Origin of the sequence: Xinfangfangia pollutisoli (assembly GCF_020179405.1) — a bacterium.
GTDB lineage: Bacteria > Pseudomonadota > Alphaproteobacteria > Rhodobacterales > Rhodobacteraceae > Pseudogemmobacter > Pseudogemmobacter pollutisoli.
On the sequence record NZ_JAICBZ010000026.1, the window covers coordinates 13,381 to 35,594 of the forward strand.

The window sequence follows — 22,214 nt, forward strand, 5'->3', positions numbered from 1 at the left end:
GGAGGATGACATGCAGAAGATTCTGATTGCCCTGGTGGCGGTTCTGGCATTTGCGGCTGGAATTGCCACCAGGGCCGAGGCGCATGGGCCGTCGCGGCTGAAGACCGATCAGACGGTCACGCTGAATGCCAGCCCGGATGAGGTCTGGGCGGCGATCGGGTCGTTCCAGACGATGGATTGGCTGCCCGGCGTGACCTCGATCGAGGCGACGGGCAATGAAAAGGGCGCAACCCGGGTGCGGACGCTGGAAGACGGCACCGTGCTGAAGGAAGAGCTGCTGAAGCTGGACGCCAAGAAGATGGCGATCTCGACCCGGCTGACCGAAGACAATCTGTCCTATGTGAAGGCCACGAATTACGCGCTGCACATCACGGTAAAGGACGAAGGCGGCAAGGCCGTGGTCGATCTGAAGGGCGCTTTCTATCGCGCCTATCCGCAGAATGACCCGCCCGCCGACCAGAATGACGAAGCCTCCACCGCCTCGGTCGAGGCGCTGCATCAGGGGCTGATCGACGCGCTGGTGGCGCGCTTCGGCGCCGGGGGGTGATCCGCGCGGCGACGGCGGGGGTGGCGCTGGCGCTGTGTCTGCTGGCCGGCGCCGGAGGGGCTGAGGTGGCGGCGGTGACCTCGCAGAATGCCGGGGCACTGACGCTGGTCGACACCGGCAGTCTTCAGGTTCTGGCGACCCTGCCCCTGCCCGGCAAACCCGCCGCGGTGGCGGTGGATGGCCGGCGGGGGCGGATCCTGGCCGTGGCGGTGGAAACCGCGCGGCTGCATGTCTTCGATCTGGCCGGCGCGCCTTTGGCCGATTGGCCGCTTTCGGGCGCGCCTTTCGGTCTGGCGATCCGGCCCCAGACGGGCATGGCGCTGGTCACCGATCAGGCCGGCAACCTTCTGCGCGAGATCGACCCCGTCACCGGGCAAGAGCTTGCCCAGTGGCAGACCGGCGCCCTGCCCTCGGGCGTGGCAGAGGCCGAGGGGGTGATCCTGGTCGCCAATCGGGACGGTGAAAGCGTGACGCTGATCCGGGGCGCGGTGCAGCAGCAGATCCCGGTCGGCCACCACCCGTTCGGCGTGACCCTGAACGACGGCCGCGGTTTCGTGACCGATGTCCTGTCGGATCAGGTCAGCGTCATCGACCTGGCAAGCGCGGCGGTGATCGCCACGATCCCGACCGGCGAACGCCCCTATGCGGTCGCCTTCGCCGCCGGGCGGGGCTTTGTGACCAACCAATATGCCGCCAGCCTGACCGTCTTCGATGCGCAAAGCCTTGCGGTCATTGCCGAAATTGCGACCGATGACTATCCCGAGGGCATTGCCGCCACCACTGATGGGCAGATCCTGGTGGCGAACTGGTTTTCCGACACGCTGCAGGTGATCGACCCGGTCGCGCTGCAGGTGAACCAGACGCTGGACATGCCCGAGGGGCCGCGCGCCTTTGGCGCCTTCGTCGGCGGTCCGTGACCGCTAACCCACTGCCTGCAAGGTATAATCCTCGGTCCCGTCCCAGATCAGATCCCAGCTGGCCCCGGGCCGGACGTTCTGGATCGCGGTGGGCGCGAAACAGACCAGGCAAACCCCGCCCGCCGGCGCCCGCACCGACGGGTAGATCAGCCCGCGCGACCCGCCGCGGCGCAGATGCTCGGCCAGGGCCTGGCCTTCGGGATAGCCCAGGGCCGGATCGGGGTTCAGCGCCGGATGCAGCGGCTCGTCGCGCAGATCGTCGAAGGTGCCGATGAAATCGGCCAGCAATTCCACATAGCGGGCGCGGTCATGGAACCAGCCGGCAAAGCGCAATTCGCGGGTGCGGTGAAAGGCCACTTCGGCGACCGAGACCATCACCTCCCAGGCGCAATACCAGGCGCCACGCTCGGGCGGGTTGAAGCGGTTGCCGGTGGCGCGGGTATAGGTGAAGGCGGCGTTGACATGGCTTTCGCCATACAGCCGCAGATCGCGACTGCGGCGCAGCCAGGCCAATTCCCGCGGGTCCAGATGCGGGCTGCGGCCGCGTTCGGCCTGCAGCCGCGCGCTGGTCATCGCCTCGATCCCGGCCAGGATTTCCATCTCGTCGTCGTCGTCGACCAGCCCGCGCAAGGCCGGGGGCTTGTGATAGGTCGCCGGGATCAGCCGCACCAGGGCGCGATCCGACAGGTCCGTCTGCCTCATGCGCCGCCCCGCAGCGCGTCCAGATGGCTGCGCACGGCCAGGATCTGCGGCAGACCGCCCTCGATCGCCACATCGACCGGCCGGGCGCCGTTGAACAGCGGGCCGGCATTCGGCCGGGTGAACCAGACCCGCGCCAGCGGTTCCGAGAAATACAATTCCAGCGCCTTGTAGATGCCGATCAGCGCCGAAAGGCGCAGCAGCTGGTCCTTCGTCAATTCCCCCGCAAAGCCGGGCTTGCGGGCGCGTTTCCAGGTGCTTTCCGACATGTCGGCCAGGGCGGCCGCCTCTTTCAGACCCAGACCCCAGGCTTCGGCCACGCGGGCATAGGCCTTCAGCGCAACCGAAATCACCCTTTTGGGCGAAGGCGGAACGGGGGGATATGCGGTCGCAAGCTGCATTTCGGGCCTCCTTGCCCTGTCTTGGGCATAAGATAGGCCATATGGACCGAAAGTAAAGGCCAGATGAACGATCCGGCCCATTGCCGCCCGACATTACCGCCCGATCAAGGCGCTTTCAGCGCCGTGCCGTAATCATCGACCAAGGGCACGCCCGCGTCGCGCAGGATCGCGTCGATCTCGGCCTGATTGCGGCGGATCATGCTGTTCAACTCGCGCTTCCAGACATCCTCGCCGGCGCGGACGCCCATGGTGATGCGGAAGAACAGCCGCGGTGGCTGGGTTTCCTTCAACAGCGGGATCAGCTTCAGATCGGGATGCGCCTTGACCAGCGGCCCGGCGATCGGCCCCCACATCAGCGCGCCATCCGTCACCCCCGCCTCGACATCGCGCAGCATCGCCCCGGCCGGATCCTCGACCCGGCGGTCGGTCATCAGATCATAGGGTTTGGCCAGTTTCATCAGCCCCAGCCGCGCCACATGGGTTGCGGGCGGTGCCCCCGCCACGACCCCCAGCCTGTGGCCCTGCAGCGCGGGATCGGACAGATGGTCCACCCCGGCCAGATCGCTGTCGGCCCGCACCACCAGCACATGGGTCGAGGTGTAGTAATGGTTGGTGTTCAGCACCAACTCATCGCCCTGGGCAAAGCCGATCACCACGTCGCATTTCCCGGCCGACAGGGTCTTGCGCACGAAGCCCATCACCTGGGGAAACCAGGTATAGTGCAGCGGCACCTCAAGCTTGGCCGCGAACAAGTCGGCGATGCGGTTCTCGAAGCCGCTGCCATCCTCGGCCGACAGCGGCAGATTGGCCGGATCGGCGCAGACCCGAAAGGCGGTGCGGTCCACCAGATCGGCCACCTGCGCCGCCGCCGGGGCGGCCGCAGCGACCAGCGCCGCGACCAGAAGCCCGCGCATCTCAGCCCTCCATGCAGGCGGCTTCGGCCGCGCTATAGGCTTCGGTCTTGGCCTCTTTCTTGGCCGGGCGGCCGCGCGGAATGGCATCGCTGCCGCGGGCGCGCAGATAGGTGTAGATATCGTCCAGATAGCACATGACATTGGGATTGATCCCGAAGGCCGGCATCACCTGGTTCTCGGCCGCGCCCACCTTTTGCCGGCCGGCGGCGACCACGCCGACGAAATCGTAATAATCCATCCGCATCGCCGAATCCTTCAGCGCCGGCGCATAGGTCGAGCCTTCGCCATCGGGCCCGTGGCAGACATGGCATTCGGCGTGATAGCGGCGGAAGCCCGAGAAGGTGTTCCAGTCGACCGTGCCGTCCTCTTCGATCTTGAAGGTCGGGACCTCTTCGGCATTGAACCAGCGGACGCCGTCATTGCTGGCGGGCGCGACATCCGGCGGGTCTTCGGCACGGGCGGCAGTGGCACAGAGCAGGGCAACGGCCACGAGCGGCGCGGCTTTGATCATGGGGTCTCTCCTCCCAAAGAGTATGGGGCAAGCCTAGTCTGAAGGGCCGCTGCGGCAATTCAAACTTTAGTCTGGCGTGGGGCGTTCCGGCGGGTTCCGGCGGGGTTCGCCGCGGGGGCGCGTGCGCCCGTACAGGAACACGCACAGGAAAACGCCGCCCCCGAAGGGACGGCGCCATCGCATGGGCCTGTCGGCCGGGTTTCGTCGGGCCGGGCTTAGTCCGGCAGGGCGAAGATCGTCAGCTGGCCGCCAAGCGCGGTATAGTCGGACAGGGCCGCATAGCCGCCCACGGCGCCCAGACCGTCATTCGAGTTGGTCAGACCCGCGGCCAGACCAATGCCCGCCCAGCCGCCGACACCCGACAGAACGCCGACATATTGCTTGCCGCCATGTTCATAGGTGAAGACATTGCCGATGATGCCCGACGGGGTCTTGAACTTGTACAGCTCCTTGCCCGTCTCGGCATCGACCGCCTTCAGATAGCCTTCCAGCGTGCCGTAGAACACCACGCCGCCCGCGGTGGCCATGGCGCCCGACCAGACCGAGAACTGCTCGGGCAGCGACCAGACGATTTCACCCTTGGTGGCGTCCCAGGCGATGAAATTGCCCATGCCGCCATGGCTGTCCGGCGCCGGGAACATCGACAGCGTCGCGCCGACATAGGGCTGACCGGCGGTATAGCTGACGCGGAAGGGTTCGTAATCCATGCAGACATGGTTGGTCGGCACGTAGAACAGGCCGGTTTCCGGCGAATAGGTCGCGGGCTGCTGGTCTTTCGAGCCAAGCGCCGCCGGGCAGATCCCGGTCGAGTTCACATCCTCGCCGTTCTGTTCGGTGGAATATTCGGCCACAACCTGCGGACGGCCGTATTGGTCGGAATTCGGGTCCATCACGACTTCGGTCGCCCAGTTCACCGCCGGGTCGTATTTCTCGGCCACCAGCAGCTCGCCCGTTTCGCGGTCAAGCGTATAGCCAAAGCCGTTGCGGTCGAAGTTGACCAGCAGCTTGCGCATCGTCCCGTCGATTTCCTTGTCGACCAGGATATTCTCGTTCACCCCGTCAAAGTCCCATTCGTCATGCGGGGTCTTCTGGTAGAACCATTTCGCCATGCCGGTATCGGCATCGCGCGCCATGATCGTCATCGACCATTTGTTGTCGCCCGGCCGCTGGCTGGGGTTCCAGGTCGAGGGGTTGCCGGTGCCGTAATAGATCAGGTTCAGCTCGGGGTCGTAGGTCGTCCAGCCCCAGGTGGTGCCGCCGCCGATCTGCCACTGGTCGCCTTCCCAGGATTTCAGCGACGAATCCGCGCCGATCGGCTTGCCCAGAACCATGGTCTTTTCCGGGTCGACCAGCATTTCGGCATCCGGGCCGGTGGAATAGGCGCGCCAGGCCAGGCTGCCATCCTTGATGTTATAGGCGGTCATATGGCCGCGCACGCCATATTCGCCGCCCGAGATCCCGACGAACACCTTGTCCTTCACCACAAGCGGCGTCGCGGTCGAGGTTTCGCCCTTGGCCGGATCGCCATTCTGCACCGACCATTTCACCGCGCCGGTCTTGGCATCCAGCGCCACCAGCGTGGTGTCGGCCTGCGACAGGAAGATCATGCCATCGGCAAAGGCCAGCCCGCGATTGACCGTATCGCAGCACATGACGCCGATCACATCGGGGTTCTGCTCGGGGTGGTAGCGCCACAGGATCTTGCCGTCGGCATTCAGATCCAGCGCATAGACATTGTTCGGGAAGGGCGTGTGAACATACATCACGTCGCCGATCACCAGGGGCGAACCCTCATGGCCGCGCAGCACGCCGGTCGAGAAGGTCCAGGCCACCTGCAGCTTGCCGACATTCTCTTTGGTGATGCCGGTCAGTTCCGAATAACGGGTGCCGGCATAATTGCCCAGCTGCATCACCCATTGCTTGGCATCGCTTGCCGCCTGGGTGAGCGATTCATTCGCCATCGCCGGCACGGCGGCAGACAGCATGAGGCCGGCTGCCAGCCCCAGAATTCCCTTTTTCATCGTCATCCTCCCTGATGCGATTGCTGGACCGAGACTGCCGGTGGCCCGCGGTTCCCTCCCCTTGGACAGGCGGCAGCTTCTTATTCCGTTCTTATGAAGCGGCCCGCAGGCCGGGCTGTCAACGCGGGGGACGGTGTTTCCAACCAAAGTATGACCCGCGTCAACCCGCTGCGGCGGCGCAAAAAACACCCGCAGCGCAGGGCTTGCCATGCGCTGCGGGCAAAGGCCGGTCTTTTGCCCGGCAGATCAGTTCGTGGCGGCGGGCGCCTCGGCGCCGGCGGGGTTCAGGCTGACCAGATAGGCGATCACATCGGCCCGCTCTTCGGGCTTCTTCAGCCCGGCGAAGGACATCTTGGTGCCCGGCACCATGCCCTTGGGATCGGTCAGGAACTTGTCCAGCTCTTCGACCGTCCAGATATGGCCCTCGGCGCCCAGGGCGGCCATCGGGTCGGAATATTTGAAATCGGGCGCCGTGCCGGTCTGCCGGCCCACGACATCGTGCAGATTGGGCCCGACCTTGGCCTTGGCCCCCGCCTCGACGGAATGGCAGGCCAGGCATTTCTTGAACACCTTCTCGCCCTTGGCGATATCGCCATCGGCAAGGGCCGGGGCGGCAAGCGCGATCAGGCTGGCGGCAAGGGCGCCGCGGGCAAATCCGGTCATGGGTCCTCCTTCAGGTCTGCTTGGGGGTCTGGCACTGCGCCGCCGGGCCTTAGCCCGCGCCCAGCTGGGCGGCGTGGAATCGGATGTGATCCTCGATCACGCTGGCGACGTAGAAATAGCTGTGATCGCAACCCTCGATCATGCGGAAGCGGAAGGGCTGGCGCCGCTTGGCCGCCGCCGCGACCAGGGTTTCGGGCTTCAGCAGGTCCAGGAACTGGTCGGCCGCGCCCTGATCCACCATGACCGGGCCCGGATAGCCGCGCTCGGCCATCAGCAAGCTTGCGTCATGGCCGGCCCATTTCGTCTCGTCCTGGCCCAGATAGGCGGTCAGCTGCTTGCGGCCCCAATCGCTGGCACAGGGATTGGCGATGGGCGAGATCGCCGACAGTGCCCGATAGGTCTCGGGAAGGGTCATGCCGATCGTCAGCGCGCCATGGCCGCCCATGGAATGGCCGGTGATGCCCTGCCGCGCCGGATCCAGCGCGAAGCTCTCGAAGACCAGCGCCGGCAATTCGTGGACGATGTAATCCCACATGCGGAAATGCGGCGCCCAGGGCGCCTCGGTGGCGTTGACATAGAAGCCCGCGCCCTGACCCAGATCATAGGCCGGATCATTGGCCACCCCCTCGCCGCGCGGCGAAGTGTCGGGGAAGATCAGCGCCAGGCCGGTCTCGGCCGCCCATTTCTGCGCGCCGGCCTTGGTCATCGCATTCTCATGCGTGCAGGTCAGGCCCGACAGATACCACAGCACCGGCACCTTTTCCCGCCGCGCCTGGGGCGGCAGATAGACCGCGAAGGTCATTTCGCAGCCGCAGACATCGGAGGCATGGGAATAAACCCCCTGCACACCGCCGAACGCACCATTTTCCGAAAGGGTTTTCATTCTGCCTCTTCTGGCTGCCTCGTCTGGTCTGGCGGGAAAGCCGGGGCGCATGCCGCCCCTGCCGCCAAGGGCTGTGACCCGATGGCGCCCGGCTGACTGGTCGGAAGGATATTATTCTGGCCCGGTCGAAGGGCAGTTGGCCGCGGCCCCTGCCTTCCTCTCTGCAGAAATATCCCACGGGGGTCCGGGGGTGTGAAACCCCCGGCGGCCTGCGATCAGAACACCACGACGGCGCGGATCGACTTGCCCTCATGCATCAGGTCGAAGCCCTTGTTGATGTCTTCTAGCTTCAGCGTGTGGGTGATCATCGAGTCGATCTCGATCTTGCCGTCCATGTACCAGTCGACGATCTTCGGCACATCGGTGCGGCCGCGCGCGCCGCCGAAGGCGGTGCCTTTCCACACCCGGCCGGTCACCAGCTGGAAGGGACGGGTCTGGATCTCGGCCCCGGCCGGCGCCACGCCGATCACCACCGAAACGCCCCAGCCGCGATGGGTGCATTCCAGCGCATCGCGCATCACCTTGACGTTGCCGGTGCAGTCAAAGCTGTAATCCGCGCCGCCGATCTGGTCGAAAGGCGTCTTGGTCATGTTCACGATATGCTGGACGATCGAGCCTTCGATTTCCTTCGGGTTGACGAAATGGGTCATCCCGAACTTCTCGCCCCATTCCTTCTTGTCGTTGTTCAGATCGACCCCGATGATCATGTCGGCGCCCGCCATCTTCAGGCCCTGGATCACGTTCAGCCCGATGCCGCCCAGGCCGAAGACCACCGCCTTGGCGCCGATTTCCACATTGGCGGTGTTCAGGACCGCGCCGATCCCGGTCGTCACGCCGCAGCCGATGTAGCAGATCTTGTCGAAGGGCGCGGCCGGATCCACCTTGGCCAGCGCGATTTCCGGCAGCACAGTGTGATTGGCGAAGGTCGAGCAGCCCATGTAGTGATAGATCGGCGTGCCATCCAGCATCGAGAAGCGGGTGGTGCCGTCGGGCATCAGGCCCTGACCCTGGGTCGAGCGGATCGCGGTGCAGAGGTTGGTCTTGCGCGACAGGCAGGACGGGCATTCGCGGCATTCCGGGGTGTACAGCGGAATGACATGGTCGCCCGGCTTCAGCGTCGTCACGCCTTCGCCCACTTCGATCACCACGCCCGCGCCCTCATGGCCCAGGATCGACGGGAAGATCCCCTCGGGATCGGCGCCCGACAGGGTGAATTCGTCGGTGTGGCAAATGCCGGTCGCCTTGATCTCGACCAGAACCTCGCCCTTTTTCGGGCCTTCGAGGTTCACTTCCATGATCTCAAGCGGCTTGCCGGGGGCGACGGCGACGGCGGCACGGGTGCGCATGGGCGGGGTTTCTCCTGCAGCGGGCAGACGCGCTGCCGCGGCCTGCCGGATTTCTTTCTGGTCCGTTCCCTTTGCCCCGAAGCGGGCGGCGAAGGGAAGGGGTTGGGCCGGCGCAGTCTCTGCGATCCGCTGCCGCGCGGCAATTCAGCCAAAGGGTGGAGCCCGGGTCAAGCCATCGCGCTTGCGCGCGGGCGCGTCCTGCCGGACACTCGCCCCATGGGAGAGAGGACTGTCACCGCGATGCCAGATCGCAGCGAAGCCCGGACGCAGGCGGAGGATGCCCCGCGCGCCCGCGGGCCGGCTGTGCCTGGCGCGGAAACCGCCCTTGGCACGGCGCTGTTGCGGCTGGGCTTTCTGGGCCTGGTGCTGATCGTCTGGGCGCTGGCGGCGCGGGCTGCCCCGCCGGGGCTGTTCGCCTCGCCCTTGGCGGTGGCGCAGGCGCTGGGGCGGCTGGTGGCCGAGGGGCGGCTGCTGCCGGCGCTGGGGGCCAGCCTGCAGGTTTACCTTCTGGGCACCGGGCTGGCGATCGTCGCGGGGGCGGCGCTTGGCTGCGCGATGGGCACGTTCCGTCTGCTGGGCCGGACGCTGGACATCTATGTCATGGCGCTGGCTGCGACGCCGCGGGTGGCCTTCATTCCCCTGATCATCGTGGCGCTGGGGCTGGGGCTGCAGGCCAAGCTGCTGATCGTGTTTCTGGGCGCGGTGATGCCGGTGATCCTGAACGCCTATGCCGGGGTGCGCGCGGCCGACCCCGAACTGGTCGAGATGGCGCGCGCCACCGGCGCCTCGCGCCCGCGGATCCTGCGCCATGTCGTGCTGCCGGGCGCCCTGCCCTATCTGATGACCGGCATCCGCATCGGCGCCACGATCGGGCTGATCAATACGGTGGTGGCGGAATTGTACACCGCGATCAGCGGCCTGGGCGGGCTGCTGGCCGTGTACGGCTCGCGGTTCCGCATGGCGGAATATCTGGCTGTCGTCGTGGTTCTGGCGCTGATCGGCGCCGCCGTGACCGAAGCCTTGCGACTGATCGAGAAGCGGCTTCTGCGCTGGCGCGAAGCCTGATCCAGGGGAGAGGAAGACCATGATGCGTAAGATTGCCATGGCCGTTGCGGCCTGTATCGCCGGTGCCTTCGCCGCGCCGCTTGCGGCCGAGCCGTTCCGGCTGATCGTCTCGGATGCCGAGACGCCGCTGGTGCCCAATTCGGTGATGGAACTGGCCAAACAAGAGGGCTATTTCGACCGCGCCGGGGTGGATGTGGAATTCGTCCGGGTCGAGCAGTCGCCCATGGTCATGGCCGCCCTGCGCGCGGGTGAGGGCGAGATGGCCAATGTCTCGCTTGAGGCGCTGCTGCAGGCCGTGGGCTCGGGCGCGACCGATCTGCGCGGTGTGATGTCGCCGAACAAGGCCCTGCCCTATCTGATCGCCGGCAAGGGCGTGGCCGATCTGGGCGCCTTGTCGGGCAAGCGTTTTGGCATCGGCCGGGTCGGCAGTGTCGACCATCTGCTGTCGATGCGGGTCCTTGAGGCGGCGGGCGTCGATGTGGCCTCGCTGGAACTGGTGGCGCTGGGGCAGCCGCAGGCGCGGGCGCAGGCGCTGCTGGCCGGGCAGATCGACGCAACCACGATGGGGATCGGCACGTTCACCGCGGTTGACGATGCGGCGGATGTCTCGGTTCTGGTGACGCCCGACGATTTTTACCGCGCCGCGCCGGTTCTGTCGAAGCTGAACGTCGTCACCGCGGAAACGCTGGCGGCGCGCGGTCCCGAAGTGCAGGCGGTGATCGAGGCGCTGGTGCTGGCGGCGCGCGATTTCCAGGCCGATCCGCAGCGCTGGGTGGCGGCGATGGAAAAGGCGCGGCCCGACGTGGCGCCCGAGGATCTGCAGATGCTGGCCAAGGCCTTTGCCGGGTCCTGGACGGTGAATGGCGGGATCAGCGAGGGCGAACTGACGGCGGCTCAGGACTGGCTGCATGAAAGCGAGGATTTCGCCGGGGTCGACCGGGCGCCGCTGGCCAGTTTCGCCGAATTCGCGCCGCTGCGCGCGGTGATCGAAAAGCTGGGCGTGTCGGACAAGGGCGACATGGCTTGGAACTGAAGCCGGAACTGGGGCTGCGCCAGGTCGGGCTGCGGTTTGGCGGCCGGCCGGTGGTCGAGGGGATCGACCTGGGCGTCGCCAAGGGCGAGGTGCTGGTTCTGCTGGGGCCCTCGGGCTGTGGCAAGACCAGCCTTCTGCGGCTGATGGCCGGGCTGATCGCCCCCAATGCGGGGCAGGTCACGCTGAATGGCGCGCCGCCCCGGCCGGGTCAGGGCACGGCGATGGTGTTCCAGTCCTACCGGCTGCTGCCCTGGAAGACGGTGGCGCAGAACGTGGCCTTCGCGCTGCCGGATCTGGCGCCCGCGGCGGTGGCCCAGCGGGTGGCCGAGGTTCTGGCGCTGGTCGGGCTGGCGCGGGTGGCCGATGCCTTGCCCGCCCAGCTGTCGGGGGGGATGAAACAGCGGGTCGCCCTGGCCCGCGCCCTGGCGCCGCGGCCGGATTTCCTGCTGATGGACGAACCCTTCGCCGCGCTGGATGCGCAGGCGCGCGAGTTGATGCAGATGGAACTTCTGCGCCTGACCGGCGCGCAGGGCGGGCCGGGCGTCGTCTTCGTCACCCATAGCGTCGATGAGGCGCTGGTTCTGGCCGACCGGATCGTGCTGCTGTCGCCGCGGCCGGGGCGGATTCTGGCCCGGGTCGAGCTGCCCTTCGCCGCGCCGCGCTGGCGGGAAGACCCGCGCAGCCATCCGGCCTATGCCGATCTGCGGGCCCGGCTTTGGGCGCAGCTGCGCGATGCGGTGCTGAACGATCCGCAGTCCGATTTCCACCGCGCCGCGGCCGACCTGCGCAGCTGACCCGCCGCCAGGCAGTTTTCTGTTGCGTCTGCGCTTGATTCCATATTTCAATATGGAAATAGCCGCCCGCCCCCGGAGCGGCCCCTTGCTGCAGATGGAGCCGAAGCATGAGCGCCGCCCCCACCCCGCCGACTGCCGATTTCGAGGCCCTGGTGATCCGCGATGTCGAAGGCAAGCCGCGCGCCGGTTTTGAACGGCTGACCCGGGCCGACCTGCCCGCGAATGACGTTTTGGTCGAGATCAGCCATTCCAGCCTGAACTACAAGGACGGGCTGGCGGTCAGCGGCAAGGGCCGGATCGCGCGCCGCCTGCCGATGGTGGCCGGGATCGACCTAGCCGGGACGGTGGTCGAGTCGAAGGTGCCGCAATGGCAGCCGGGTGACCGGGTGATCGTGAACGGCTGGGGCCTGTCGGAAACCGAATGGGGCGGCTACAGCCGCTATCAAAGCCTGAAATCCGCCCATCTGACCCGCCTGCCCGAAGGCTTCTCGCCGGCCGAGGCGATGGCGATCGGCACGGCCGGCTATACCGCCGCGCTCTGCGCCCTGGCGCTGGAGGATTGGGGCGCCATGGCCCCGGGCCAGGGCGAGGTTCTGGTGACGGGCGCCGCGGGCGGGGTCGGCACGGTGGCGATCGCGCTGCTGGCCAAGCGCGGCTTTACCGTAGTCGCGGCCACCGGGCGCGAAAGCCAGCATGATTTCCTGTCCGGCCTTGGGGCTTCGGGTTTCGTCGCCCGCTCGGCACTGGCCGAGCCGGGCAAGATGCTGCAGGCCGAACGCTGGTCGGGCGCGGTCGATACGGTGGGCAGCCACACGCTGGCCAATGTGCTGGCCCAGACCGTCTATGGCGGCGCCGTCGCGGCCTGCGGCCTGGCGGGCGGGGCGGATCTGCCGGCCTCGGTCATGCCGCATATCCTGCGCAGCGTGGCGCTTCTGGGGGTGGATTCGGTCATGGCGCCGCAGAAAAAGCGTGACCGCGCCTGGGCTTACCTTGACGCCCATCTTGACCGCGCCAAGCTGGCCCAGCTTACGACCACCGCTCCTCTGGCCGAACTGCCCGCGCTGGCCCAGGCCATCGTCAAGGGCGAGACGCGCGGCCGCTATGTGATCGAGATCGGCTAAGCCCGCGGTTCGGGCGGCTTCAGCCCCCGGCGTCCTGCGCGCCGCGGGCCTCCAGCGCCAGATCGTAGACGCTGCTTTGATAGTCGATCAGCGCGTCGAAGGCGGCACAGGCCTGGGGCGCATCCCGGGCCAGAAGTGCGGCGAAGATCTGCCGCTGCAGCGCCACCACCCGGTCGCGCTGGCGGAAGCGGAACGAGATCATGTTGGCGGCCGGGATCAGCGACTGGTTGACCATCTGCATCACCAGCCGCAGCAGCGCATTCGGGCTGGCCGCCGCCACCGCCTGATGGAATTCCACCTCCAGCCGGCAGAAATCCTGATCCGAGATCTCGGCGTGATCCAGCGCCAGCAGCGCGGTCTCGATCCGCTGGTGATCCTCGCGTCCGGCATGGGCGCAGGCGGCTTCGATGCACAGCCGGCCCAGGCTGCGGCGGGTCTCGACGATCTCGGGCAGGCCGACGGCGCCCAGCGAGACCAGCCAGGTCGTCACTTCCTGCAGCATCTGCGCCGCGACATCCAGCGAAGGCGGGCTGACGAAGACCCCGCCCTTGGGCCCGCGTTTCGACCGGATCAGCTTTTTCGCGGCCAGGATCTTCATCGCCTCGCGCACCGTGGGCTGCGACACCCCGAACCGCTGTGACAGATCGGCCTCGGTGGGCAGGCGCTCGGCCGCGCCCAGCCGTCCGGCGATGATGTCTTCCTGCAGCCGCTCGGCGATCTGCCGCGCCAGACCCTGATTGCGGTCGATCTCGGCCATATGCCCCTGCCTGTGATGCCTGACGCGCAGCCTAGCGCAGATGATCCGGTATTGAAATATGCCAATCCGGGCCGGGGCGCGCGCCCGGCCGGACCTGCCCGAAAACCGGGCGCAGATGCGGGGTCTTTGCGGCTGGGTGCTGCATCAAAGCTGTACAGTCCATGCATGTTTGGGCGAAACTGAATCGTCAGCGCCGGTGCCGGGCTTCCGGCTGTGGGGTCGGGCGCTGGGATGGGGATGGACGGGATGCCACGCCGGATATCGCGCATCGGATCGGCAATGCGGCCGCTTCGGATCTGCGCCTGTGTGCTTGGGCTGGGGCTGCCTGCGGCGGCATGGGCCGAGCGGCTGCTGCTGGGCAGCGAAGGGGTCAACCCGCCTTTGTCGATGCTGGCCGCCGATGGCGGGCCCGGCGGTTTCGAACCCGATCTGGCCCGCGCGATCTGCGCCCGGATCGGCGCCGATTGCGGCTTTGTCGTGATGGATTTCATGGAGCTGGTTCCCGCGCTGAAGGCGGGCGAGATCGCGATGGTGGTCGCCAACCTTGCGCCGACGGAAGAGCGCCGCAAGACGCTGCTTTTCACCGATCCGATCCTGAGGAACCCGGTGAATTTCGTCGTGCCGCAGCATTGCAATGCGCCGATCGTGCCGCAGACCCTTGTCGGCAAGGGGCTGCGGATCGGGCTGTTGCGCGGCGATTCCACCGGGCAGCAGGTCGAGGACAGGTTCGGGACGGTGCTGTCCTATGTCTATTACGATTCCGTCGAAACCGCGGTGCAGGATCTTCAGGCCGGACGGGTGGCAATGCTGGCCCTGCCCCGGATCACCGCGGCGCTGCATCTGATCGACACGCCGCAGGGCGCGGGCTGGAAGCTGGTGGGCGATGGTGATGCCGAGGGGATCGGGGCGGATCCGGGCATGGCCTGGGCGCTGCGCCCCGATGCGGCGCCGCTGGCGGCGCAGGTCAATGCGGCGCTGCAAGAGATGCTGGCCGATTGCAGCTATACCGCGATCCGCAAGGCCTATGTGGGCGTCCCGCTGCTGCCCGGCGATGCCGCATGCGACGCGGCGGGCAGATAGGCGGGCGGCACGGCAGGCAACGTGCCAGGCGCATTGCCCCGACGCCGCGGCAGATCCTGCGCGAAAGCTGCGCCGCCGCTCTTTAAAGGGCGGCGCAGACCCGTCTCAATAGACCACCAGCGCCGGCACGGCCGCCAGAAGCGCCAGCACCGCCAGCATCACGCCGATGAACGGAAGCGCCCCGGCGAAGATCGATTCCAGCGAGACGCGACGGTCGCCCAAAGCGGCGTGGATGGTGAAGACCGAAATCCCGAAGGGCGGGGTCAGAAGGCCCACCTCGACCGCGATCACGGTCAGGATGCCGAAATGCACCAGATCGAAGCCCAGGCTTTGCGCGATGGGCGCGGCAATCGGCACCACGATCAACAGGATCGAGCTGCTGTCCAGGATCATGCCCAAAAGCAGCACCAGCAGCAGATAGACCAGCAGAAAGCCGGTCGGCCCCAGGCCGATCTCGCGCACGAAGCCCTCGATCGCCGAAGGCACGCCCGCCACCGCCAGCATCTGGCCATAAAACCCCGCCGCGACCAGCAGGATCAGGATCGAGACTGACACCGCCCCGGTTTCGGTCAGCACCTTCCACAGCCGCCCCTGCCCCAGGCTGCGGCGCAGAAGCGCCACGACCAAGGCGGCAAAGGCGCCGACGCCGCCGGCCTCGGTCGGGGTGAAGAAGCCGCTGTAGAGCCCGCCGATCACCGCGCCCACCAGCACCACGATCGGCAGGCCCTTCGCGATCAGCCCGCGCGCGCCCAGCCGCGGCGCCATGGATTGCGCCGCATGCTTTTCGCGCAGCTTCGCCGCGTCGAAGACCAGTCCCGGCGCCAGCCAGGCCGCCAGCACGATCATCAGCGCGAAGGACAGCGCCAGGATCAGCCCGGGCACCAGACCGGCCATGAACATCTTGCCGATCGAAACCTCGGCCAGGACACCGTAGATGATCAGCAAAAGCGAGGGCGGGATCAACATGCCCAGCACCGAACTGCCCGCAACCGTGCCGGTGGCGAAAGACGGGCGGTAGCCGTGGCGCATCATCTCGGGCACGGCGACGCGGGTGAAGACCGCGGCCGAGGCGATCGACACGCCGGTCACGGCGGCGAAGATGGTATTGGCCGCGACCGTGGCGATGCCCAGGCCGCCCAGCACCCGGTGCAGCAGCGCATCGGCCACATCGAACGTGTCGCGCCCGACATTGGAAATCGACACCAGCTGCCCCATCAGCACGAACAGCGGGATGGTGGCGAACAGGTAATTGGCGACGCCATTGTAGCTGGCAATCGACATCAGCTTCAGCGCCATGGCCATGTTGCCGCGCAGAAGCCAGACGCCCAGGAAGGCCACGCTGATCAGGGCAACGGCGATGCGCATGCCCAGAAGGATCAGCACCAGCAGAAGGCCGATCAGCAGAAGGCCGATGGTAACGCTGCTCATCGCCTAGATCTCCACCATCTCGTCGGGCCCGGTTGCGGGCTGGATCAGCGCGACCAAAAGGCCAAAGCCCGTCGCGATGCCGCTGATCACGATGATCAGGCGGAAGGGCAGCGTCGGCAGGGTCCAGACGCCCTGCACGCCGAAGAATTCACCCCGATGCCAGGCCTCGGCCGTGTCGGGCCAGGCCGACCAGGCGATGGCGAAAAAGATCGCCACGCCCACCAGCGCGAACAGCGTGTCCAAGAGCCGCACAAGCCCGGGGGCGACCTGGCGGATCCGGCTGACCAGAAAGTCGGCACGGATCATGTTGCCGCGCAGGGCCGATGCCGGCAGCATCAGGAAGACGATCGCCACGACCGACCGCGCGGCGATTTCGGCCACGCCGGTGACCGGATGGCCCAGAAAGTTGCGGCCGACCACATCGGCCATGATCAGCAGCATCAGGGCGAAGATCCAGACCGTGCCGATGGCGGCCATGGCGTCATAGACAAGCTGCAGGCCCCGCCGGAACGGCGGAACCTGATGCGGCGGTGCGGTTGGAAATTCTGCCATGATGCTGCGGGTCCGCTGCTTAAAGCCCTTGGGTCCAGTCGCGTGCCGGCGTGATGCCCCGCGCGGCCAGCGCGTCGAAATAGGCATGCAGTACGGTCTTCGCGGCCTCGCCATTGGCGGTCAGCCAGGGCTCGACGATGTTCGGCAGCTTGGCCGCCCATTCGGCCTTCTTGGCATGGTCGAACTCGATGATCTCCAGCCCGGCCGCCTGCATTTCGGTGATCGCCTGGGTCGAGCGTTCCGTGACATAGGCGCCATGCGCGGCCGAGGTCAGTTTGCCGGCCTCGATGATCGCTTCGGCCACTTCGGCCGGAAGGCGCGCCATGAAATCCAGGTTCGCGGCGATGCCGCCGAAATACATCGAGCCGAAGCCGACCCGCGCCAGTTTCGGCGCCACTTCATAGGTGCGCGTGGGCTGGATGCCCGAGGCGAAGGATAGGGTGCCTTCGGAAACCCCGGTCTGGATATCGGTGTAATAGGTGGTCAGCGCGCCATCGACCGGGGTTGCGCCGGTGCCGGCCAGCCAGTTCGCCGAGGTGCCCGGCGCCGAAAGCCGGCGGTTGGCCACATCGGCCACCGAATTGATCGGGAAATTCGCGTAGATGTCGTAGCTGTCGGTGATCAGCGACGACAGGTGCAGCATGTTCTGCGCGGTCCAGCTGTCTTTCAGCTCGGGCAGCGTCGCCGTCAGTTCATCGAAGATCTCGATCACCGCCAGCGGGTCGTTATTGGCGAAGGGCGTGTAATAGGTGATGTTCTGCAAGGGCATGGCCGAGCCTTCCCAAAGCGTGCCCACCATGCCGATATCGACGATCCCGTCGCGCACCGCGGCGCGGGTGTCGGTGAACTTGTACAGCGTGCCGCCGTAATTCTCGTGCCAGTTGATCGTGTAATTGCCGCCCTTTTCGGCCAGGATCCGGTCGACTTCGGGCTGCAGGGCGTTCTGCATCGCATAGGCCCAGATATTCGTGGTCGGATGGCTTGACCCGATCTGGATGTCGATCGCCTCGGCCGCGCGGGCGCGGCGGGCCAGGAACGGAAGCGCAAGCGCGCCGCCGGTTGCGGTGATGAAGCTGCGTCTGGTCGTCATTCCTTGGTCCTCCCTGGGGCGCGGGTCCGGCGCCTGTTCCTCCATGCGCGGCCCGCGGTTATGTCAGTCGGTCAGTCGGTGGTGGCGGTGGTGGTGGTTTCGTTCAGCACATCGGCGAAGCGGGTGAAGAATTCGTCGGCCAGCTTCGCCGCCGTGGCCTGGATCAGCCGGCTTCCCAGCGCGGCCAGCTTGCCGCCCAGGGCCGCTTCGGCGGTGTAGCTGAGAACCGTGCCCGTGCCTTCAGGCGCCAGCGTCACCCGCGCCGCCCCTTTGGCGAAGCCCGCGATCCCGCCCGAGCCCTTGCCCGACAGGGTGCAGGCGAAGGGTGGCTCCTTGTCGGCCAGTTCGACCTCGCCCTTGAACCGGGCCGAGACCGGGCCGATCTTCAGCTTGACCGTGGCGGCGAAGGCGTCGTCCGAGGTCTGCGCCAGCGTCTCGCAGCCCGGGATGGCGCGGGCCAGCACTTCGGGGTCGAACAGCGCGCGCCAGACGGTTTCGGGCGGCTGGGTCAGGCTGTGGCTTCCGGTCAGTTCCATGTCTCATCCCGTTCGGTCGGACCGATGCCCAGGGCAGCCAGGATGCGCGCCGGGGTCATCGGGGTTTGGCAAAGCCGCGCGCCAAAGGGGCGCAGCGCGTCGTTCACGGCATTCATCACGGCCGCGCCGGCGGCGGCGGTGCCCGCCTCGCCCACGCCCTTGGCGCCAAGGATCGTGTCCTCGGTCGGCGTCTCGACATGGCCGATCAGGATATCGGGCATCTCGCCCGCCATCGGCACCAGATAATCGGCCAAGGAGCCGTTCAGCAGCTGCCCGGCATCGTCATAAAGGCATTCCTCATACAGCGCCGCGCCCAGGCCCTGCACCACCCCGCCGCGGATCTGTTCATCAACCAGAAGCGGGTTGATGATCCGCCCGCAATCCTCGACCACCCAGTGCTTCAACAGCTTGACCAGGCCGGTTTCGGTGTCGACCTCGACCCAGGCGGCCTGCACGCCATTGGTGAAGCCGAAAGGATAGCCCTGCGGCGCGAAGTGCTGGGCGACCGACAGCGAATTGTCGGTGCCTTCGGGCAGCGTGTCGGGCCGGTAGGTGGCAATCCGCGCCAGTTCGGCCAGCGCCAGCCGCTCGGCCCCCGTCGCCGCATCGACCACCGCGCCCCCCCTCAGCGCCAGGCTTTCGGGCGCCGCCTGCAGGATCGCCCCGGCGATGCGGCACAGCTGTTCGGCCAGCTTGCGCCCCGCCCGCAGCGCGGTTTCGCCGCCGATCCCGGCGCCGCGGCAGGCCCAGGTCGCCCCGCCCGAGGGCGTGGCATCGGTGTCGCCCGTTACCACCTTCACCTGATCGGGCGTCAGCCCCAACTGGTCGGCGACGATCTGGGCGATGATGGTTTCGGTGCCCTGCCCCTGTTCGGTGACGGAAATCGCGCAATGCGCCTCGCCCCCCGGGGTCAGCCGCACGACCGCCCCATCCTGGGCCGAGATCCGCGCCCCGCCGACGCCATAGAAGGCCGCGCCGGGATTGGTGATTTCCACAAAGGTCGCCAGACCGATGCCGCGGTGAATGCCCTTTTCGCGCAAGGCCGCCTGTTCGGCCCGCAACCCGTCGTAATCCATCAGCGCCCGCAGCCGGCGCAGGCTTTCCTGATGCGACAGCTTTTCGAAGCGGTAGCCGGTGGCCGAGGCACAAGGATAGGCGTCATCCGCCACCACATTGCGCGCCCGCATCTCGAACGGGTCCAGCCCCAGCTTTTCCGCCGCCAGGTCGATCAGCGCCTCGGTCACCTGCACGGCGATCGGATGGCCCACGGCGCGATATTGGCTGGTCTGCACCTTGTTCTGGAACAGCACCTCCAGCACGCCGTGATAATCGGGCATCGCATAGGGCGCGCCCATCAGGCGGATCACCTGATTGCCCTCGGCGACCGAGGTGCGGGGATAGGTGGAATAGGGGCCGATCAGCGTGCGGTCCAGCACCTCCATCGCCAGCACCTGGCCCTGGCCGTCCAGCGCCATCCGCGCCTTGACCTTATGGTCGCGGGCATGGATGTCGGAGGTGAAGCTTTCCAGCCGGTCGGCCACGAAACGCACCGGGCGGTGCAGCTTCAGACTGGCGGCGACCGTGGCCATTTCCTCGTGATAGAGATGCAGCTTCATCCCGAAACTGCCGCCCACATCGGGCGAGATCACCCGCACGCGGTTGTCGGGCAGGCCGAACTGGCGGGCATAGACATCCTGAAACTGGAACGGGGTCTGGGTGCCGTGATGCACGGTCAACTGGCCGCTGGCCGGGTCGTAATCGGCCACCACCGCCCGCGGCTCCAGCGTCACGGCAGTGTGGCGGCCAAAGCGCCATTCGCCTTCCACCACCAGCGCCGCCCCGTCAAAGGCCGCCGCGGCGCCTTCGGTCTTCAGCTCGGCCCGGAAACACAGGTTCGAGGCGCTGGCCTCGGCCGCCGCCGGCATGTCGGGATCCAGCGCCGGGGCAAAGCCCGCGACGGCGGGCAGGTCGTCGATATCGAGCAGGATCTTCTCGCAGGCATCTTCCGCCTCGGCCCGGGTCCGGGCGATCACCATGGCGACCGGATGGCCGACCCACAGCACCTCTTGATCGGCCAGAATGCTTTGGGCCGGGCTGGTCATGCCGGCGAAATGGCTTAGGACCCCGGTCCAGCCCTGACACATCGGGTTCAGATCGGCGGCGGAATAGACGGCGATCACCCCGGGCGCGGCCCGCGCCTCGTCCAGATCCAGCGCGGTGATCCGGCCATGTGCCATCGGGCTGCGCAGGAAGGCCGCATGCACCATGCGCGGCAGCGCCAGATCCGAGACATAGGCGCCCCGCCCGGCCAGATGGCGCAGGGCGTTGCGGCGCAGATGCGGCTGGCCGATATGGGCCGGGCGGTCGGGGGCAAAGCGCTGGGTCATGCCGCGCCCCGCTTCGCCGCGGTGGCGGCGATGGCATCGACGATCGCCTCGTATCCGGTGCAGCGGCAGAAATTGCCCGACAGCGCCTCGCGGATTTCGGCACGGTCCGGCACCGCGCCGCGTTTCAGCAGCGCCTGGGCGGTCATCAGCATGCCGGGCGTGCAATAGCCGCATTGCAGCGCGTTGCGGGCGTGGAATTCCGCCTGCAGATCGGCGATCTCGCCCGAGGCATCAAGGCCTTCGACCGTGGTCACCGCACAGCCCTGCGCCTGCACCGCCAGCGTCAGGCAGCCATGCACGGGCTTGCCGTCCAGCAGCACCAGACAGGCGCCGCAGACGCCCATCTCACAGCCCAGATGGGTGCCGGTCAGCCGCAAGCTGTCGCGCAGCACATCGGCCAGCGTCTGGCGCGGCTCGACCATCAGCGCGACCGCCTCGCCATTCACCTGCAATTCAAGCGCCTGTTTCACGCCCATTCCCCCTGAACACGCCGCAACAGCCGGCCCAGAAGCACGCCCGCCAGATGCAGCCGGGTCGCCGCCGGCAGCACCGGGTCGTCGCCCGGCTGCAGATCCTGCGCGACGGCGGCGCAGGCCGCGGCGATTGTGGCCGCGTCCAGCGCCTGCCCGATCAGGGCGGCCTCGGCGGCCACGGCGCGCATCGGCGTCAGCCCGACACTGTGAAAGACGATATCGGCCGTGCCGATCACGCCCGCCTTAGGCACCAGCCGCACCGCCGCGCCGACCATGGCGAAATCGCCCTGCCGCCGCGCCAGTTCGGCGAAGGCCACAAGCTGGCCCGGCGCCGGCGGCGGGATCAGCACCGCGCGCAGGATCTCGCCCGGCTGCAGCGCCGTCGTGTACAGATCCAGGAAGAAATCCTCGGCCGCGATCTGGCGCGCGCCTTCGGGCCCCTCGACCTCAAGCTCCGCGCGCAGGGCGCGCACCACGGCCGGGAATTCCGACGCCGGATCGGCCAGCACCAGATTGCCGCCAAAGGTCGCCCGGTTGCGGATCGCCGGATGGGCGACATGGCGGGCGGCCTCGGCCAAGAGGGGCGCATGGGTCGCGACCAGCGGATCTTCCAGCAGCACCGCATGCGGGGTGGTGGCGCCGATGCGCAGCCCTTCGGGGCCCAGCGACACGCCGGCCAGCGCCGCAATGCGCGAGATGTCGATCAGCAGCGCCGGCGCCTGCAGCCGCAGCGACAGCGAGGGCACGATCGAATGCCCGCCGGCCAGATAGACCGCATCGCCCGCCGAACGGGCATAAAGATCCAGGGCCTGCGGAAGATCCTCCGCAAGCCGGTATGCGAATGGCGGCGCCTTCATTGCTTCCTCACAGCCGGTCAGGCCGGGCTCCACTCCCAACTTCTGACCAGTTGGTTACAAATGACAGGCGCGACGATTCCGCGCAAGCACAAAAATGACCACTTGGTTACAACTTTGGCATTGGCTAATCTGCCCGAAG

23 protein-coding genes are annotated in these 22,214 nt (G+C 67.4%); 7 read left to right on the forward strand and 16 right to left on the reverse strand.

What is annotated here, in order from left to right; all coding sequences use genetic code 11:
* Nucleotides 1-10 precede the first annotated feature (10 nt).
* Both K1Y73_RS09920 and K1Y73_RS09925 read left to right on the forward strand, forming a co-directional pair.
* Nucleotides 11-547 (forward strand): SRPBCC family protein, encoded by a 537-nt coding sequence (locus K1Y73_RS09920; RefSeq protein ID WP_225028135.1) that lies wholly within the window; start codon nt 11-13, stop codon nt 545-547.
* Nucleotides 544-1,464: a YncE family protein gene (locus tag K1Y73_RS09925; protein WP_225028136.1), complete on the forward strand. Its 921-nt coding sequence runs from the start codon at nt 544-546 to the stop codon at nt 1,462-1,464. The genes K1Y73_RS09920 and K1Y73_RS09925 overlap by 4 nt, the downstream gene beginning before the upstream one ends.
* Before the next feature lie 3 nt (nt 1,465-1,467).
* On the opposite strand, the gene K1Y73_RS09930 is transcribed toward K1Y73_RS09925, so the two are convergent.
* From K1Y73_RS09930 to K1Y73_RS09965, 8 genes are all read right to left on the reverse strand, one after another.
* Complete coding sequence (locus K1Y73_RS09930; protein WP_225028137.1) at nt 1,468-2,166, reverse strand: RES family NAD+ phosphorylase; 699 nt, start codon at nt 2,164-2,166, stop codon at nt 1,468-1,470.
* Nucleotides 2,163-2,564, reverse strand: a complete 402-nt coding sequence (locus tag K1Y73_RS09935) for an MbcA/ParS/Xre antitoxin family protein (protein ID WP_225028138.1) — start codon at nt 2,562-2,564, stop codon at nt 2,163-2,165. The genes K1Y73_RS09930 and K1Y73_RS09935 overlap by 4 nt, the downstream gene beginning before the upstream one ends.
* A gap of 104 nt (nt 2,565-2,668) precedes the next feature.
* Nucleotides 2,669-3,478, reverse strand: a complete 810-nt coding sequence (locus tag K1Y73_RS09940) for a substrate-binding domain-containing protein (RefSeq protein WP_225028139.1) — start codon at nt 3,476-3,478, stop codon at nt 2,669-2,671.
* Nucleotide 3,479: 1 nt separating this feature from the next.
* Nucleotides 3,480-3,989: a c-type cytochrome, methanol metabolism-related gene (locus K1Y73_RS09945; RefSeq protein WP_225028140.1), complete on the reverse strand. Its 510-nt coding sequence runs from the start codon at nt 3,987-3,989 to the stop codon at nt 3,480-3,482.
* Nucleotides 3,990-4,204: 215 nt separating this feature from the next.
* Nucleotides 4,205-6,010 carry a methanol/ethanol family PQQ-dependent dehydrogenase gene (locus K1Y73_RS09950; protein ID WP_225028141.1) on the reverse strand — a complete coding sequence of 602 codons (1,806 nt, stop codon included), beginning with the start codon at nt 6,008-6,010 and terminating at the stop codon, nt 4,205-4,207.
* A 246-nt stretch (nt 6,011-6,256) separates the two neighbouring features.
* A complete protein-coding gene (locus K1Y73_RS09955; RefSeq protein ID WP_225028142.1) occupies nt 6,257-6,673 on the reverse strand; it encodes a c-type cytochrome in 417 nt (138 codons plus the stop codon).
* A 49-nt stretch (nt 6,674-6,722) separates the two neighbouring features.
* Complete coding sequence (gene fghA, locus K1Y73_RS09960; protein WP_225028143.1) at nt 6,723-7,556, reverse strand: S-formylglutathione hydrolase; 834 nt, start codon at nt 7,554-7,556, stop codon at nt 6,723-6,725.
* A 215-nt stretch (nt 7,557-7,771) separates the two neighbouring features.
* Nucleotides 7,772-8,902: an S-(hydroxymethyl)glutathione dehydrogenase/class III alcohol dehydrogenase gene (locus K1Y73_RS09965; RefSeq protein WP_225028144.1), complete on the reverse strand. Its 1,131-nt coding sequence runs from the start codon at nt 8,900-8,902 to the stop codon at nt 7,772-7,774.
* Nucleotides 8,903-9,205: 303 nt separating this feature from the next.
* Between K1Y73_RS09965 and K1Y73_RS09970 the strand changes: the two genes are divergently transcribed.
* The 4 genes from K1Y73_RS09970 (at nt 9,206) to K1Y73_RS09985 (ending at nt 12,915) form a co-directional block, all read left to right on the forward strand.
* The gene (locus tag K1Y73_RS09970; RefSeq protein WP_225028145.1) at nt 9,206-9,967 is read left to right on the forward strand and encodes an ABC transporter permease; all 762 of its coding nucleotides are present in this window, start codon (nt 9,206-9,208) and stop codon (nt 9,965-9,967) included.
* A gap of 22 nt (nt 9,968-9,989) precedes the next feature.
* Nucleotides 9,990-11,000: an ABC transporter substrate-binding protein gene (locus K1Y73_RS09975; protein ID WP_225028146.1), complete on the forward strand. Its 1,011-nt coding sequence runs from the start codon at nt 9,990-9,992 to the stop codon at nt 10,998-11,000.
* Nucleotides 10,991-11,794 (forward strand): ABC transporter ATP-binding protein, encoded by an 804-nt coding sequence (locus tag K1Y73_RS09980; RefSeq protein ID WP_225028147.1) that lies wholly within the window; start codon nt 10,991-10,993, stop codon nt 11,792-11,794. The genes K1Y73_RS09975 and K1Y73_RS09980 overlap by 10 nt, the downstream gene beginning before the upstream one ends.
* 107 nt (nt 11,795-11,901) lie before the next feature.
* A complete protein-coding gene (locus K1Y73_RS09985) occupies nt 11,902-12,915 on the forward strand; it encodes an MDR family oxidoreductase (RefSeq protein WP_225028148.1) in 1,014 nt (337 codons plus the stop codon).
* A 19-nt stretch (nt 12,916-12,934) separates the two neighbouring features.
* Here K1Y73_RS09985 and K1Y73_RS09990 read toward each other — a convergent pair whose 3' ends face one another.
* Nucleotides 12,935-13,672 carry a FadR/GntR family transcriptional regulator gene (locus K1Y73_RS09990; protein ID WP_225028149.1) on the reverse strand — a complete coding sequence of 246 codons (738 nt, stop codon included), beginning with the start codon at nt 13,670-13,672 and terminating at the stop codon, nt 12,935-12,937.
* Nucleotides 13,673-13,951: 279 nt separating this feature from the next.
* Here K1Y73_RS09990 and K1Y73_RS09995 point away from each other — a divergent pair, with 279 nt between their 5' ends.
* The gene (locus tag K1Y73_RS09995; protein WP_225028150.1) at nt 13,952-14,752 is read left to right on the forward strand and encodes a substrate-binding periplasmic protein; all 801 of its coding nucleotides are present in this window, start codon (nt 13,952-13,954) and stop codon (nt 14,750-14,752) included.
* 105 nt (nt 14,753-14,857) lie between these two features.
* Here the strand turns inward: K1Y73_RS09995 and K1Y73_RS10000 are convergent, their stop codons facing one another.
* The 7 genes from K1Y73_RS10000 to K1Y73_RS10030 form a co-directional block, all read right to left on the reverse strand.
* Entirely contained in the window at nt 14,858-16,180 is a 1,323-nt protein-coding gene (locus tag K1Y73_RS10000; RefSeq protein WP_225028151.1) for a TRAP transporter large permease, read from the reverse strand.
* A gap of 3 nt (nt 16,181-16,183) precedes the next feature.
* Nucleotides 16,184-16,732, reverse strand: coding sequence for a TRAP transporter small permease subunit (locus K1Y73_RS10005; protein ID WP_225028152.1), 549 nt, complete (start codon nt 16,730-16,732; stop codon nt 16,184-16,186).
* Nucleotides 16,733-16,751: 19 nt separating this feature from the next.
* Nucleotides 16,752-17,822 carry a C4-dicarboxylate TRAP transporter substrate-binding protein gene (locus K1Y73_RS10010; RefSeq protein ID WP_225028153.1) on the reverse strand — a complete coding sequence of 357 codons (1,071 nt, stop codon included), beginning with the start codon at nt 17,820-17,822 and terminating at the stop codon, nt 16,752-16,754.
* Nucleotides 17,823-17,893: 71 nt separating this feature from the next.
* Nucleotides 17,894-18,358, reverse strand: coding sequence for a CoxG family protein (locus K1Y73_RS10015; protein ID WP_225028154.1), 465 nt, complete (start codon nt 18,356-18,358; stop codon nt 17,894-17,896).
* Nucleotides 18,349-20,745 (reverse strand): xanthine dehydrogenase family protein molybdopterin-binding subunit, encoded by a 2,397-nt coding sequence (locus tag K1Y73_RS10020; RefSeq protein ID WP_225028155.1) that lies wholly within the window; start codon nt 20,743-20,745, stop codon nt 18,349-18,351. The genes K1Y73_RS10015 and K1Y73_RS10020 overlap by 10 nt, the downstream gene beginning before the upstream one ends.
* Nucleotides 20,742-21,221 (reverse strand): (2Fe-2S)-binding protein, encoded by a 480-nt coding sequence (locus K1Y73_RS10025; protein ID WP_225028156.1) that lies wholly within the window; start codon nt 21,219-21,221, stop codon nt 20,742-20,744. The genes K1Y73_RS10020 and K1Y73_RS10025 overlap by 4 nt, the downstream gene beginning before the upstream one ends.
* Nucleotides 21,212-22,075, reverse strand: a complete 864-nt coding sequence (locus K1Y73_RS10030; protein ID WP_225028157.1) for an FAD binding domain-containing protein — start codon at nt 22,073-22,075, stop codon at nt 21,212-21,214. Before K1Y73_RS10030 ends, K1Y73_RS10025 begins: the two co-directional genes overlap by 10 nt.
* Nucleotides 22,076-22,214: the final 139 nt, after the last annotated feature.